The sequence below is a fragment of the Litoreibacter sp. genome (assembly GCF_058136045.1).
This window is the reverse complement of the sequence record NZ_JBYVDD010000003.1, coordinates 417631-431272: the sequence shown is the minus strand read 5'-3', so window position 1 is coordinate 431272 and position 13642 is coordinate 417631. Positions and strand designations below refer to the sequence as shown.

Annotated in this window: 10 protein-coding genes; 5 read left to right on the top strand and 5 right to left on the bottom strand. The window is 48.9% G+C overall.

What is annotated here, in order from left to right:
• Nucleotides 1-49: 49 nt before the first annotated feature.
• The 5 genes from AC3Y7R_RS03440 to AC3Y7R_RS03420 all read left to right on the top strand — a co-directional run bounded on the left by AC3Y7R_RS03440 (nt 50) and on the right by AC3Y7R_RS03420 (nt 4229).
• Nucleotides 50-481 (top strand): MarR family winged helix-turn-helix transcriptional regulator, encoded by a 432-nt coding sequence (locus AC3Y7R_RS03440; RefSeq protein WP_490040974.1) that lies wholly within the window; start codon nt 50-52, stop codon nt 479-481.
• A gap of 178 nt (nt 482-659) precedes the next feature.
• Nucleotides 660-1397: a DUF4123 domain-containing protein gene (locus tag AC3Y7R_RS03435; RefSeq protein WP_490040604.1), complete on the top strand. Its 738-nt coding sequence runs from the start codon at nt 660-662 to the stop codon at nt 1395-1397.
• Complete coding sequence (locus tag AC3Y7R_RS03430) at nt 1387-2325, top strand: hypothetical protein (RefSeq protein ID WP_490040603.1); 939 nt, start codon at nt 1387-1389, stop codon at nt 2323-2325. The genes AC3Y7R_RS03435 and AC3Y7R_RS03430 overlap by 11 nt, the downstream gene beginning before the upstream one ends.
• Before the next feature lie 11 nt (nt 2326-2336).
• Nucleotides 2337-3899 carry a lipase family protein gene (locus tag AC3Y7R_RS03425; RefSeq protein WP_490040602.1) on the top strand — a complete coding sequence of 521 codons (1563 nt, stop codon included), beginning with the start codon at nt 2337-2339 and terminating at the stop codon, nt 3897-3899.
• 3 nt (nt 3900-3902) lie between these two features.
• The gene (locus AC3Y7R_RS03420) at nt 3903-4229 is read left to right on the top strand and encodes a hypothetical protein (RefSeq protein WP_490040601.1); all 327 of its coding nucleotides are present in this window, start codon (nt 3903-3905) and stop codon (nt 4227-4229) included.
• A 132-nt stretch (nt 4230-4361) separates the two neighbouring features.
• Here the strand turns inward: AC3Y7R_RS03420 and AC3Y7R_RS03415 are convergent, their stop codons facing one another.
• The 5 genes from AC3Y7R_RS03415 to hsdR form a co-directional block, all read right to left on the bottom strand.
• Nucleotides 4362-5732 carry a ParB N-terminal domain-containing protein gene (locus AC3Y7R_RS03415; protein ID WP_490040599.1) on the bottom strand — a complete coding sequence of 457 codons (1371 nt, stop codon included), beginning with the start codon at nt 5730-5732 and terminating at the stop codon, nt 4362-4364.
• A gap of 437 nt (nt 5733-6169) precedes the next feature.
• Nucleotides 6170-8032: an AAA family ATPase gene (locus AC3Y7R_RS03410; protein ID WP_490040598.1), complete on the bottom strand. Its 1863-nt coding sequence runs from the start codon at nt 8030-8032 to the stop codon at nt 6170-6172.
• Between the two features lie 6 nt (nt 8033-8038).
• Nucleotides 8039-9742 carry a restriction endonuclease subunit S gene (locus AC3Y7R_RS03405; protein WP_490040597.1) on the bottom strand — a complete coding sequence of 568 codons (1704 nt, stop codon included), beginning with the start codon at nt 9740-9742 and terminating at the stop codon, nt 8039-8041.
• Entirely contained in the window at nt 9739-11217 is a 1479-nt protein-coding gene (locus AC3Y7R_RS03400) for a type I restriction-modification system subunit M (RefSeq protein WP_490040596.1), read from the bottom strand. Before AC3Y7R_RS03400 ends, AC3Y7R_RS03405 begins: the two co-directional genes overlap by 4 nt.
• Nucleotides 11217-13571 carry an EcoAI/FtnUII family type I restriction enzme subunit R gene (gene hsdR / locus AC3Y7R_RS03395; RefSeq protein ID WP_490040595.1) on the bottom strand — a complete coding sequence of 785 codons (2355 nt, stop codon included), beginning with the start codon at nt 13569-13571 and terminating at the stop codon, nt 11217-11219. The genes AC3Y7R_RS03400 and hsdR overlap by 1 nt, the downstream gene beginning before the upstream one ends.
• Nucleotides 13572-13642 lie beyond the last annotated feature (71 nt).

Here is a 13642-nt window from a genome sequence, read left to right as displayed (position 1 = left end):
CTGAGTATTAGTTGTATTTGTAACTAACAACCCGTAACTTGAGGTTATGATGGTGACTAATGAATTCGATTTACAAGTATTTCTGCCGTATTTACTTAATCAGGCCGCAGAGGCCTCTAGTCTGGAATTTCAAGGCTACTATAAAAGCCGATATGCTATGTTGCGCACGGAATGGCGTGTGATGTTTCACCTTGGACACTATGGCGCGATGACAGCCAAAGAGATTTGCGATCGCGCCAAGATACATAAAACCAAGATTAGCCGCGGAGTTAAAGCTCTTGAAAATAAACGATTTTTGAACCGATCTTCTGTACAAAAAGACCGACGGCAGGAAATATTAACGCTTACTGGTGCCGGCTTTGAGGCCTATCAGGATTTGTCCGGAGCAGCCCAGAGATTTGATAGCAAGCTGGCTGAAAACTTGGGGGCGGAAGAGGTAGAACAATTACGCCAAAGCTTGCTAAAGATCGCGAAACTTTAGAGGTCTTCGGAACGAAGGCGGGCGGATTGTGACCATTCTGCTTTCGCTTGTTTGCAAAGTATGGGCTTCCCTTTGGGGCTTTTCTGTTTTGAATTCGCGCGGGCAACTCTTGCATTATCCAATAATCCGGGTACCTTTAGTATATTACAATTTATACTTATTCACAGGTTGCCAAAACGTGAGTGCAGACAGTCGTATTGATGACTATTGGACGCAGCAGCCCACGGCACGAGACGCGCCGCCCAAATCTGATCTGACCATTGAGATGATCGAGGGGGTTGAGCCATTGGATGCTCAATTCGGCACCGATATGCCCAAGACTGTGCCTGACGCACTTTATGAGATGTTGTTTGGAGCGCAATGCCCAGCACGCACAGAGCAAGAACAGGGAGTGGCGGATTTCGAAAAACTGCCACCTGTGCATACTTACGCCATTCTCGATGCAGCCAAGATGACGGGGCTACTGCCGTTACTAGAACCATCGGGGCTTGAGTTTCGCTGCCTTTTCAAGGGAGCCGCCTATGACGAGCTTGAGACCGTAGCACCTTGGCTTGTTCGCCTGAAAGAAAACAACAGCTTTTCACGCAATTTGTTTACCGCAGGCCCGCAACCATGGGTCTTTTGGGACGACGCACCGGGTATTTTTATTCGGTCGGCCTCACCCTTCTCGGATGTCTGGGGGCATTTTCGTAAATTCACGAAAGCCAAAGGTGATCACGGCGCGTGGTTCTACTTTCGGTTTTGGGAGCCCATCGTTCTTCGTGATTTTTCCGACTGCCTTGCGCCAGCTTCATTGGCGAAATTTCTTGGGCCTCACCGCGTTATATCCTGCCTTCCCGACGGGACGGCGATGGCTCTTTCATGGGAACCAGCCCAAGAGCAAAATTTAATGAAACCCGATCCCCATGACGCGTAGCATAGTCACCATTTTTCTATTGAGCCTAGCGCTCATGTCATGTCGAACCGAGGAGATTACCGTGACGATTGATACTTCAAGCTGGCCCAGACATTGCCTCGGATACCACAGCTTTATTGCCCCTCCGGACCTTAGCCTGACAAGCAGCAGTGCGCAGGTTGGCACCGAAGAGTTGAGCGTGGTGACGACCCCCGCGCCAGTTCGCGAATTCATTGAAGCGCAAGAAGATTTCGGTCAGGCGCTTGTGATCAAGCAGGTAAACGACTGGTTGGTGATCGTCGCCTCGGAGAACCTTGGGCTCACCGTCTCCAGCCGTACTGTTGTTGTCTACGGCGCACGACGGGTCGGATCACAGATTGCGTTGACGCGGGCAGGGGCGTCGAAAAGCCGGATCGCAGGGGGTGGCAATGATCCGCGGCTATGGGCCTTCCACTCCAGAACAAACCCGCTGCCACTGGCTGATCGCGGGGGCGCGGAAGGGTTTTGCTATGATGGCATGTTCTTTGCAGGCCCGCCGCCTGAAGGGGAAGCGAGCTTCTCCGCCTCCTTGGCGGAACTCGATCTGCCGGACAGTCGCGGGGTAAGGCGCGCACGCAGCGACAATAGCTTAAGCTTGCATTTTTTGGTCGCGGATGAAGCCGAAGCATCCGATCGCCAGCTTGCGCCGCAAACGGATATTTCAACGCAACCGGGCGTAAGCGTATCGTCGGAAAAGCTACGCCTCATGGGGGGCGATGTCGGCTTGGCGACAACCAGTTTCGACGACGGGAAGCAAGAGGGCCATTGGTATGACGCCGCGTATTTTGGCAAGGCTGGCTCCGTTTCAGAACCCTTGGTGATTTCAATTCAGTACACAAATTCCCGCCTTGATCCGGCAGACAGTCGCGAATTGATGCTTGGCATACTTTCCGGTCTGCGTGTGAATTAGGGAGAAAGTTTATGGGTGACTGCCCCGAAGACGTCATTGTTCCTGTAATTCTATTGCCTGGAATTATGGGCTCGCGCTTGGAACACTCAGGCAGCACTGTCTGGGATCCGGACGACAGCATGCTCATGGTGCGTCTGTACGGCGCGAATGCAGGCACCGTGGTTGGGCCGGATTTGTTTCGCATGCGCGAAAGCAGCAAGGTCCGCGCCGCCGCGGCAGTGCGAAAGCGCCTGTTGGTGGGGTCGCGGTTTTCCAAATCCTTCCTCAATCCTGTTGAGTTCGGCCCTGTTGATGGGCTCAGCCAAGACCGGATTGATCGCAACTGGTCCTCGGTCGCTTTGGGGACTTACGGCAAGATCATGAAGGATATGGAGGACAGCTTTCCAATCGTTCTGAACAATCGAATTAAGGAAATAAATCCCAAGTTCAATCTGGTGAAAATGCCTGTCTATGCCTGCGGCTATAATTGGTCACAGTCAAATGACGACAGCGGCAAAGCTGCGGCGGCGCATATTAAAACATGGGTGGACGAGGCCAAGAACTGGGCCGCAGAGAACAACGCGCAATGCCCCGGCGCGGTCCTTGTGACCCACTCTATGGGCGGATTTGTGGCGCGTGCTGCGTGCCTTAGTCACGGTGCCGCAAGCGATGTTATGGCCGTTATGAGCACGGTTATGCCGACGGACGGCGCGGCCGCAACCTACAAACGGTTCCACTTCGGCTTTGAAAACACCGGCTGGTCCATGAGCAAAGCGGCGGTCGAGGGCATGGTGGGCTATGTTGTCTTGGGGCGCCAAGGGGCATTGGTTACCTCGTTGCTAGGAAATATGCCCGGTGCTCAGGAATTGCTGCCGAACAAACGCTACAAGACCAATAGTGGATCGCGCAAATGGCTTGCGGTAATGAACCCGGAGCGCAACATGATCGGCAACCTGATTTCTGGAGGTGGGGCCTATGCAAACCTTCCAAACAGCAACCCGTATACGGAAATTTACCGCCGCGAAGACCGCATGTGGCGCGCCGCCAACCCTGAGTGGATGTTCCCCGAAGGCATGGGGGCTGGGGCCGCCACGCAAGATCCGTTTGACGAATTCGTCAAGCACAATGAAACCGCCGAGGCTTGGCATGATGCAATCATCGGCTCGGGAGATTTTCACGAATTGACCTACACGTGCCACTCTGCGGATCCGGCCATGAAAACCTATGACGCAATCCGGTGGCGGCCCGATAAAACGGGCGGCTCACTGGGGCGCTCGGTGTCGGAACGCGACGTGCGTGTCGCCACCGGTGACACGCCGGATTACCACCGAGAGCACCTAAGGACCGGCTCAGAGGATGACAAACATATTGACGGTCCAATCCTTGGCGCAGACTGGGTGATCGAGTTGGCAGATGGAGCCGGAGACCGCACCGTCCCCGCATCGGCAAGCTACTACGCTTTGGGCATCTCATCCTCACGTCGCACCGCCCACACAAGAGGATATGAACATGAGCCCGCGATCCACGATTCAATTGTCATCAATTGGGTGCGCGACACGATGGTCACAGTCTTGGGTGACTGCGAGTTGTATTAAGCAATGTTTAAACTGACGGAGGCCGAAGTAAACGCGCTACGCGCCAAGGACTACACTCGGCGTATGTCAGCGCTACGGGCCGAGTTTGTTGACCTTGAAGAGAATGATCCACGCTCAGGTCAATATTTTGACGAAAACCATTACGTGACAGAGAGGTTGGAAGCCCTCAGCGGGGCAGACATCATATTGCTCCTGAGGATCGGCTTCATCCAAAACCTGCCATTAATCACCGCACCACAGTTTAAGGAATGCCAAACGCGAGGCCAATGGTACGGGCGTAGACTTTGGCTGAAAGATCAATTCGAAAAGCTGCACAACACGGGTGAGTGAATATCCTACCGGGAGGACACATAGGGTAAGTCACCGAAGTAAGCTCGCTTAACTACGTGTAACACAAAAGTATTGTTTAGGTTGGTGGCGGAGAGACAGGGTGGAATTTCGAACCCACTTAACTTTCCGAAACTAGCCCTTCAAGCACGCAACTATCAAATCAGCCATTGTATCCCACAAAGCCTCCAAGTCCTTTGGCGAAGGTGCGAAACTATTTGAGTGTACATACCGATTTAACGTGTCTGCTGACACAAGTTGATAACTTTGAGAAAACTTCTTTGTAGCATCTAATTGTTTTTTACCGATTTTGTCGTGGCTAAAAAGTGCCGCACCAACCTTTTCGACACGGCGCGCAAGCTTGTCATTTTCTTGCAATTGAACACTGTGTTCATCTACATAATAATCAATGGATAGCTCTAAAAGCACTCGAAATAACACCGACACCGCATTTGGATGCTTTTCGGTATTCAGGTGGAATTGAAGCTCTTCCCAAATGGCATGGTGTCGTTGCTGCTTACCTGTCCAGAGAATGCCAAACTCTTTTTGTGGAATAAGAGTTATTCGCCTTGTAGGTTTTGGTTTTGCCTTTGGTTTTGCTTTTGCTTTTGCTTTGCTAGGTGAGTTGTTGCCATCTGTATCTAAAATATCTTCATCTCTTGGGAGTTTCTCGCTGTCCTCTAACCTTTCAAGGTATGAAAGCTTGCCAGAATTATCCCATATATCGCCAAGGACAACGCGCCCGTTGGCAAAATCCTCTGTGATATCTCGGAGAGTTTCAAGAACAACTTCCGGTTTATGTGTGTAGCTAAATTCCTTATTCTTGCCACTAATACCAATACGGTTCCGAATAGCTTCGGAAGACAAAAACCGATTTAGATTGGATCGAGGGATTTTCTTTTCAGGAAGCAATTCGGCAGCCTTCAATCGCTGCTCAATTTCATCTGCCAAATTAAAGCCTGCTGCTTTTCCTGATCGAGCGACAAAATTGTCTTTCATTCGGTCATCCCAATTGGATTGACCAACACCATTTTGTGTTCCTGTGTGCCTACGATATAGGATGCTATCTACGTCATCTCGGTTTTCTTCCACTTGGCAAAGAATAGTGCTGGGGAAATTGCCTTCCCAATTTCCTCGCAGCAATTTAAAATGATCTTGCAACTGGACAGTTGGAGCTCTCTCTGGCTTTTCAAGCAACTTCAAACATGTCACCCGTCGATTACCATCAAAAACTAAATAGACACTGCCTTCTTGTGTCACCAGCGGCGGCTCAAATATTCTCCCCTCATCGACTATGTCTTTCGCGAGGTTCTTCATATGAGTTCTGCGTGTATTAAACAGCCAGGATATCGCTGCCGTTTCGTTTTCAAGCTCTCCGTGGCGATCGTTTGCCCGATTTATTTGTAAGTCACAAATTTTTATTTGTTCTAATCTCATAATTTTTTCCCAATTCACAACAACGTGCCATACACAAAGAGGGCGGGTCAACTTAAAGTAGTTTTCCACTACTTCGTTCTAAAGGGATGCAACGGAGCATAGCACCCCTTAAGCGTTTTGTAATACAAAACACAGCTTGCAGTGCACGTTAGGTTTTTTACTGTTTTGCTTCTCGCAATAGAACATAGCTTTGATGATCGTTCGAACTCGCCACCAGTTTCCTCGCAAACCCATGCTGGCTATAGATATCTGATCCGTTAACGCTTGGACGATTAATGCTGAGGTTGGCCATTTTTAAGCGTATTGCAGGGGGCAGGGATGAAAGGCTTCGGACCCCAAAACTACTTTTCTATTCAAGAGGTTAGGTGGGAACTTCATAGAAAGATGTAAAATGGCGGAGAGACAGTCTTACCAATTAACGCTACAATACATTGATATTAAGCATTAATTACAATAATATTTTAACTCATACCACAATTCACACCACACAAAGGTGAAAATGAACGCTACTTTGCTGTAGCAACCTCAGCTCTGATAAATTCCAAAATTGGACGGAACCACTCAAATGCATTGGGCGGCAATGTGTCTGCAACGTTCTTGGCGAACGCAACCTTGTCACCAACAAACTGAACAACCTCGCCCCCTCCCATAACTTCTTTGGACTCAAAATAATCTGCAAGTCCTTCAGCATCACAAAACATAAGCTCTATCGGAATACACGCACTGCCATCCTTGAATGGCTGGCCGTCGCCAGACAGTGCCTGCTTTCTTAGAGACTCGCGCTGAGGCACTGGCAGCAGAAAAGCACAATGAGATTTATGCACGAGCCTTTTACTTAGACCTCGATGCGGGTCTTGTTCCAACAGTTCCGAGTGTTTCAGGCCGTCCCAATCGTTGTACGCTTCATCGAAGTCGAAAAGGGCAAACATCTTTCGCCCCCTGTAGTTTTTGCGAAGTTCCTCTCGTGAGAACAAATTCCGCAAGAAAATTCTGTCGAAAGCACCTTGAACAACAAGCCCATTTTTTTCTTCGGGAAAGAGTTTTTCGATTGCGGCGTCCAAGATTATTTGGTCGCTCATCCCTTCCGTGAAAAGCACGGCATCAGTCGTGTTTTCTAGAACTTCATCAATACTCAGCTTGGCTTCTTTCTCTGAAAAAGTGATCAATCCTGCCGATAAGGATTTCACGATGCTGGCCTTGTCTCGCATTACGACATTCACGCCATTGGCTCCAAATTCAAACATCCGGATCTCAGATTCATTCGACCTGGCTATGGTCGATGCGCTGTGGCTACTCAACAAAACATGGTTGGTTTTGGCAGCGTCTGTCCCAGTAATGTCGGCGACTTGTTTCAAAAATCCAAACTGCCATTCTGGATGAAGAAATGAGTCAGGCTCGTCCAGTAGTGTGATGCAGTTGCGGTCTTTAAACAGCTCAGAAATAGCGAAGATGTAAACCGATTGGAACTGGCCATCACTGAAATCCCCAACCTTTGCGACATCACCGTTCGTCAGTCTTAGTGGGATAGAAAGCCCGGCAAACATGTCGATGGCTTTAAGCCGATCAAAGCTTCTGAAAAGCTCCGAAGCGCTTCTCCCACCAAATCGTTCCTGAAATCGACCAAGGTCAATCTTGATCTCATATTGGTCTTTATCTCGATCGTAGATATCGCCAAAGGTGAATCCCCCAGTAATGCAGCCTGTCAACTCATCCAAGAAGGCGCGCGCCGTACCAACTGCACCCCAAAGAAATGTTTCAGCAACGGCTACATCAACGTCAATGCGCGAGGCAAAAGATGGGCGTTTCAAAGTGAGTACAAATGCCTCACGCGGCACGACATCAATCTGCAGCTTTTCGCACAGGTATTGCCTGGCCATGCATTCATCGCCCTGCATAAGAAGGATAGAGAGCAGCATCTCCTTATAATCAGATCGTATACCAACAAATCTCCGTGCAGCGTCAGCTTGCCAGTTTTTGCTCTGATCAGCAAAACGCTTCTCATACCGTGAAACCGTTCGGTTTATGTTAGCATTGTGCCCTGAATAGTAGACTAGGACATTGTCAGGCACTGGCGCTTGGCCAACCGTCTTCTGCTCGCGTCCGTTGATTGTGAAAAGTTCATTTTCAAAGCGGATAACCGTCTCTTTACTCGCGATTTCATAGGTCACTTCGTAGCTGAACGAGATTTGGTCCTGCGCGTCGCGGCTATCAAAGATGTGTCTGAAAATCTCGACAAGTGCTTCGAAGAAGTTGGACTTGCCAGTCCCGTTTTTACCGACAAAGATGTCGAGGAAACTCTCGCCCTCAAAGGTGAGGGTGAAGTCACGAAGGTTTTTGTATTCGCTGATCCAGACAGATTTAAGGCGCATGATTTCTCAATGAATTTTGGAGGTAAGGGTGTCGGCAATTTGAATATTAGATTGTCGGGATTTTTCGATGTTTGCTCTTATCTGATCACATATCCCGAACATACTTTTGACCTTTTCAACGATTCTAGGCTGTTCGGACAGCGGCGGCACCGCCACATAAATGCTAGAAAGGCTACCGACATTTAATTTTGGCATCTTTATGCGATTTTCGAGTTTGCGAACCTGAACTAAGAAGTCCTCTGACAAAATAGAAAGCAGAAGGAAGTCAGGGTCGATCAATGACTTTAAAGGATACATATCTGCACTGCACAATCCATCGTAAGGAGCGATGACAGCCTTCGACAGTGAAGGGCGAATTTTGGAGTAGAGTATCTGCCCAGCATAAAAGCGATTGTTTGGGCCACGGATTCCTGACTCGCCAACAGTTCTTTGATCAACAAGTCTACCTGTGCCTTTTTCAATTATATCGGGGGCGATCTGTAAAAAATCTTGGTACCCATCTGGCTTAACGAGTTCTGATTGAAACTCGACAAGATCACCAAACCGGTGCCAAATCCAGCTTTCCGGCAGCGAACACGGTGGCTCAGTTGCAGTACTTTCACCAACAGCTCCACGTCCTCTCTTCTTTTTATGCGACTTCCCACGCAACAATTTTTGCAACAAAACAGATGCAACTTCGTCGTCTTCGTTCTGTGGAAGCAATTTTCCGCGTACGCCTAGTTGCAGCATGACTTCTTTCAGGCAAACAACGCTCGCCTCGGTCGTAAATAGCGTATCGAAGTGGGCCTCAAGGCGGGTCCAGTTTTGGGTGAGGTCTTCGGGGGTTTGGCTGTTGGTGAGGGTGGCGAGGCAGGTTTCGACGAGGGTTTGGTGCGCCTTGAGGCTGCCTTCGGCCTGCGCCTCCAACGCATCGCAAATCCCCATTAGCTCATCCACCTTGGCCACGATGCGGTGTTGCTCAGCGGTTGGGGGAAGAGGCACGACAGCCATACGAGCTTTTTCAGTTCCAAGACGTGGCAGATTCATACCGTGCGTTGAGTCATTTGCATATCGAATGAATTCAGGGGATTTGAGCACAAGCCGCAGAAACTTGGAGGAAACATCGGCATATGGTCTCATCGGAATCATTTCAGTGGTACAAACTCCTTCAAGGTCTGCGACTAGTGCTTTGTCCAAGTATGGCCGAAGCTTTCCGTAAATAACATCACCTTCTCGAAAGCGATTTTTTGAACTTTTAAAACGCCTTTCTGAGAAAAATACCTTCTGTAGAAGTTTCGAACTTTCTTTTTCTACATCCTCTAATTCTAAGATCCATGTATCTTCCGTTGCATTGAAGGCCTCGGCCTTGTCCGTTATGCCATAATTTGTGAGGTCGCCGAGACGGATGTAAGCCCAAGAATCTGGGATAGAATGCATCAATTCAGTTTTTTCTATTTCAGGAAGAGTTTTCTGTTTCCGGGTTTTTTTCTCCCGGACTGCTCTGGTGCGCTCGCGAAACGACATATCAACGAGCGTCATGCCAGTTCCCTCGTTTTCATCCTGCGCTACAAGTTTCCCTCGCACAGCAAGATCCATGATCAAGCCTCGCAGCTTTTTGATGCCATAGAGGCGGATGGCACCAGCGTTTCCACGCCCTGCGCTAGACGTTTTCTCAGTAGCCGAAGTCCAGATATCCAGATGATCGGTGATGAGCTGATTCACATCCGTCACGGGCGCCCCCCGTTTAGCGCATCTGATAGGATCGTCTTGAGTTGGTCGCGCAGCTTTTGAATGTCGTCTTGGGCGCTCTGATACTCCTGCAACAGGTCGTCAGGGTTCAGGTCCTTCTTCTGCGCCTCATATGGGTTCTTGTCATCAAAGTTGAAATCACGCCCCTCAAGGTATTCGACGCTTCGCTTCCACGCCTGATTGGTTTCTTTTCGTGCTTTGAAACCATCGGCCTCGTCGCCCCACCAGTCAATTTCGGGTTGAAATTCTTCAAACCGCATCGGTTTAGATTTGTTGTAGGTTTTTATACCTTTTGGATAGGGGTGTTCGTAGAACCAAACATCCTTGGTTGGCTCGCCTTTAGTGAAGAACAAGATGTTGGTCTTGATGCCCGTGTAGGGGGCAAAGACACCGTTCGGCAGGCGGACGATGGTGTGAAGGTTGCATTCATAGAGAAGCATTTCTTTTAACGCGGTCTTTTTACCTTCGCCAAACAGGAAGCCGTCTGGAAGCACCACAGCGGCCCGCCCATGTTTTTTAAGAAGCTTGATAATCACAGCCATGAACAAATCGGCGGTCTCGCGTGTGCGCAGCCCTGCCGGAAAGTTCTGCTCAATGCCGTCTTCTTCCATGCCGCCAAATGGCGGATTGGTAATGATGCAGTGAACGCGGTCCTTATCGCCGTAGTCTTTGTAGGGTCTCGCGAGCGTATTATCGAGCTTGATATTCGATGGTGAATCGATCCCGTGTAGGATCATGTTGGTCATGCACAGCATGAATGGAAGCGGCTTTTTCTCGACGCCTCGGATAGTCTTGTTGAGCTTTTTACGCTCTGCGCTGGTCTTAGCGTAATGTTCTTTTTTATGGTCAATCGTACAGGTAAGAAAGCCGCCTGTGCCGCAGGCTGGGTCAAAGACTATTTCGTCTAGCTTGGGGTCCACACGGTTCACGATGAATTTGGTCAAAGCACGAGGCGTGTAGAATTCACCCGCGTTTCCAGCGCTTTGTAGGTCGCGAAGTATCTGTTCGTAGATATCGCCAAAAGTGTGTCGGTCATCTTTATTGTTAAAATTGACCTCGTTTATCTTGTTGATAACTTGGCGCAGAAGCGTGCCAGATTTCATGTAGTTGTAAGCATCTGCGAAAACGCGCTGGATGATCAAAGCTTGCTCACGCTGTGGGCCCTGTACTTGGACAGACAGTTTTAACTTTGGAAAAAGCGTGTCCTGAACAAAGTCGTATAGGCCTTCGCCGGTCAGGCCTTCGCGGTGAGCTGCCCAATTCCGCCAGCGCAGATGCTCTGGCAGCGCAGACTTGAAGTTGTCATCAATGAGCTCGAGCTCTTCTTCACGGTCATCGAGAATTTTAAGAAAGAACATCCAAACCATCTGGCCGATGCGCTGCGCATCGCCGTCAACACCCACGTCTTTGCGCATGATGTCCTGAATTGCTTTGATTATACCTGAGATGTCTCCCATTAGCCGTCCGCCTGTTTGTAAAGTTGTTCTTCAAGCTCTCTGATGGCTTGTTCGTATTTTTGCTTGCCGCCGAATACATCTTTGATGATCTCAACGGGGGTGCCGATGTCATCGAAGGGATGTAGTCGCAAAACACGGGCGTCTTCAATGGAGCGAATGCCTTCATCGGCGTATTTATCGAGAAGAGCCGTTAAAACCTGTCGTGCTTGTTCGCCATACTTGGTAAAATAGTTACGCTTTTTCACATTGTTAGCGCGTTCAGCTCGCGTTAGGGGCGGCTGATCGTAGGCGATGTGGCACAGGAGGTCGAAGTCACCAAAGTCTTTGCCCACTTCCTCTGCCAAGTTTTCGAGTAGAACACCATATTCCTCAAGTTCGCTAATGATCGCCTCTTTTTTGTCGGCTTCGTTCCACTTTCGGATAAAATCGTCGAGAGATGAAAACTCTATAAGCATCTGCTTCCGAGCAAATTCTTTGTACGACTCAGTGATCAATGCGCCGTCAGGCCCTATGAAACTGACACGCTCGGCTATGATCTGAACCTCTACGCCGCTTACTACCAGCTTGGTTACCCCAGGTGTTTCAGGGCTATCGTCATCATCATCTTCTGGATCGATTGGCGGGTCGGGTGGCTCTGGTGGTTCATCATCGTCAGGTTCATATATGACCACTGCTTCACCATCAAAATCGGGATCGTTAAAAAGCTCAGTAGCCTTCTTAAAATCCATGATTGTGAAGTACCATTTGCCATGCTCCTCATCTACACGGGTACCGCGACCGATTATTTGCTTAAACGACGTCATTGAAGAGATGTTTTTATCCAAGACAATCAGCTTACAGGTTTTTGCATCAACTCCAGTCGTCAGCATTTCGGATGTTGTGGCGATAACGGGGAACTTGCTTTCAGGGTCGATGAAATTGTCTAGGTCTATTTTCCCATCTTCCTTCGTATCACCCGTTATTCGTCTAACGTACTGGGGATGATCAATCGCGAGCTGTCCGGCAGCGTTTACGATGGCTTTACGCATTCTTTCAGCATGATCGATATCTTCGCAAAAAATGATGGTTTTGCTGTAGGGATCGGTTGCATTGAGGAGCTGCATTACTCTTGCCGCAACCAACTTTGTACGTCGATTTAAGACGAGAATTCTGTCCATGTCTTTTTGATTATATTGTCGATCTTCAAGAGGGTTTCCCAAATCGTCGACGGCACCCGGTGGCGGTGTCCAGCCCTCAACATCCTTATCGATATCAATCCTGACCACCTTGTACGGTGCAAGAAAACCGTCTTCGATTCCTTGTTTTAAGGTGTAGGTGTAGGCGGGCTCTCCAAAGTAGGTACTACTTGAAACATCCTTTGTTTCTTTAGGGGTAGCTGTAAGGCCAATCTGGGTAGCACCTCCGAAATATTCCAAAATTTCACGCCATTCAGAATTTTCTGATGCGCTACCTCGATGGCATTCATCCACGACAATTAGGTCGAAAAAATCGGGAGAAACCGATTTAAAGGTTTTGTCCGCTTCTTCTTTACCAGTGAGCGATTGATACAAGGCAAGATGGATTTCGTAGGACGGATCGATTTTGCGGCCGCCAACCTTCGTCATCACGGATCCAAACGGCTTGAAATCGTTGACCAACGTCTGATCAATCAAAATATTGCGATCAGCTAGAAAAAGAATACGCTTTGCAGCGCCCGCTTTCCACAGACGCCAAATGATTTGGAAAGTTGTATAGGTTTTACCCGTTCCCGTGGCCATAACCAGCAACACGCGGTTTTTACCTTTTGATACAGCTTCAATCGTTCGGTTAATTGCCTCAGCTTGATAATATCGAGGCTCTTTACCCGAACCGTCATCATGATACGGTTGCATCAACAACTCTTGTTCGTCGTCTTCGATCCCTCGAAACGCCTTGTACCGCTTCCAAAGATCACTAGGCGAGGGCAGTTGATCTAAAGCAAGCGAAGTCTCGGTCTCCTCGCTAGACGCAGGATACTTATTGTGCTGTTCAAAACCATCGCCATTTGAGCTGAATGCGGTTGGAACTTGCATTATCTCAGAATATCCAAGAGCTTGCTGCATTCCATGCCCAACGGAATGGTTGTTGTCCTTTGCTTCTATCACCGCAACAGGCAGTGCTGGCTCCCAAGACAATACGTAGTCAGCAAACTTTTTCTTCTTTTTGTTTCGCGACGATAAATTGCCTCGTACAATTATCGGTCCAGGCGTAAGTGTCACTTCTCGTCTGATTTGTGTGAAAGGGTCCCAACCGGCGTCCTTTATTGCGGGTGTGATATACAGGTCGCAAATGTCAGACTCGCTGAGCTTCTTTTTCTCTTCAGGGGGCAATGACATTGAGCGCTTACACTCCGTATAATTTGTTTCTGCATTTTAGATGCAGGGTTCACAATAGCTTAGCTTTACGT

Bases quoted from the DNA above. Each gene is read 5' to 3' on its own strand.
- AC3Y7R_RS03420 (WP_490040601.1), top strand. From the start codon at position 3,903: ATGTTTAAACTGACGGAGGCCGAAGTAAACGCGCTACGCGCCAAGGAC.
- AC3Y7R_RS03440 (WP_490040974.1), top strand. From the start codon at position 50: ATGGTGACTAATGAATTCGATTTACAAGTATTTCTGCCGTATTTACTT.
- AC3Y7R_RS03425 (WP_490040602.1), top strand. From the start codon at position 2,337: ATGGGTGACTGCCCCGAAGACGTCATTGTTCCTGTAATTCTATTGCCT.
- AC3Y7R_RS03400 (WP_490040596.1), bottom strand. From the start codon at position 11,217: ATGGGAGACATCTCAGGTATAATCAAAGCAATTCAGGACATCATGCGC.
- hsdR (WP_490040595.1), bottom strand. From the start codon at position 13,571: ATGTCATTGCCCCCTGAAGAGAAAAAGAAGCTCAGCGAGTCTGACATT.
- AC3Y7R_RS03410 (WP_490040598.1), bottom strand. From the start codon at position 8,032: ATGCGCCTTAAATCTGTCTGGATCAGCGAATACAAAAACCTTCGTGAC.
- AC3Y7R_RS03430 (WP_490040603.1), top strand. From the start codon at position 1,387: ATGACGCGTAGCATAGTCACCATTTTTCTATTGAGCCTAGCGCTCATG.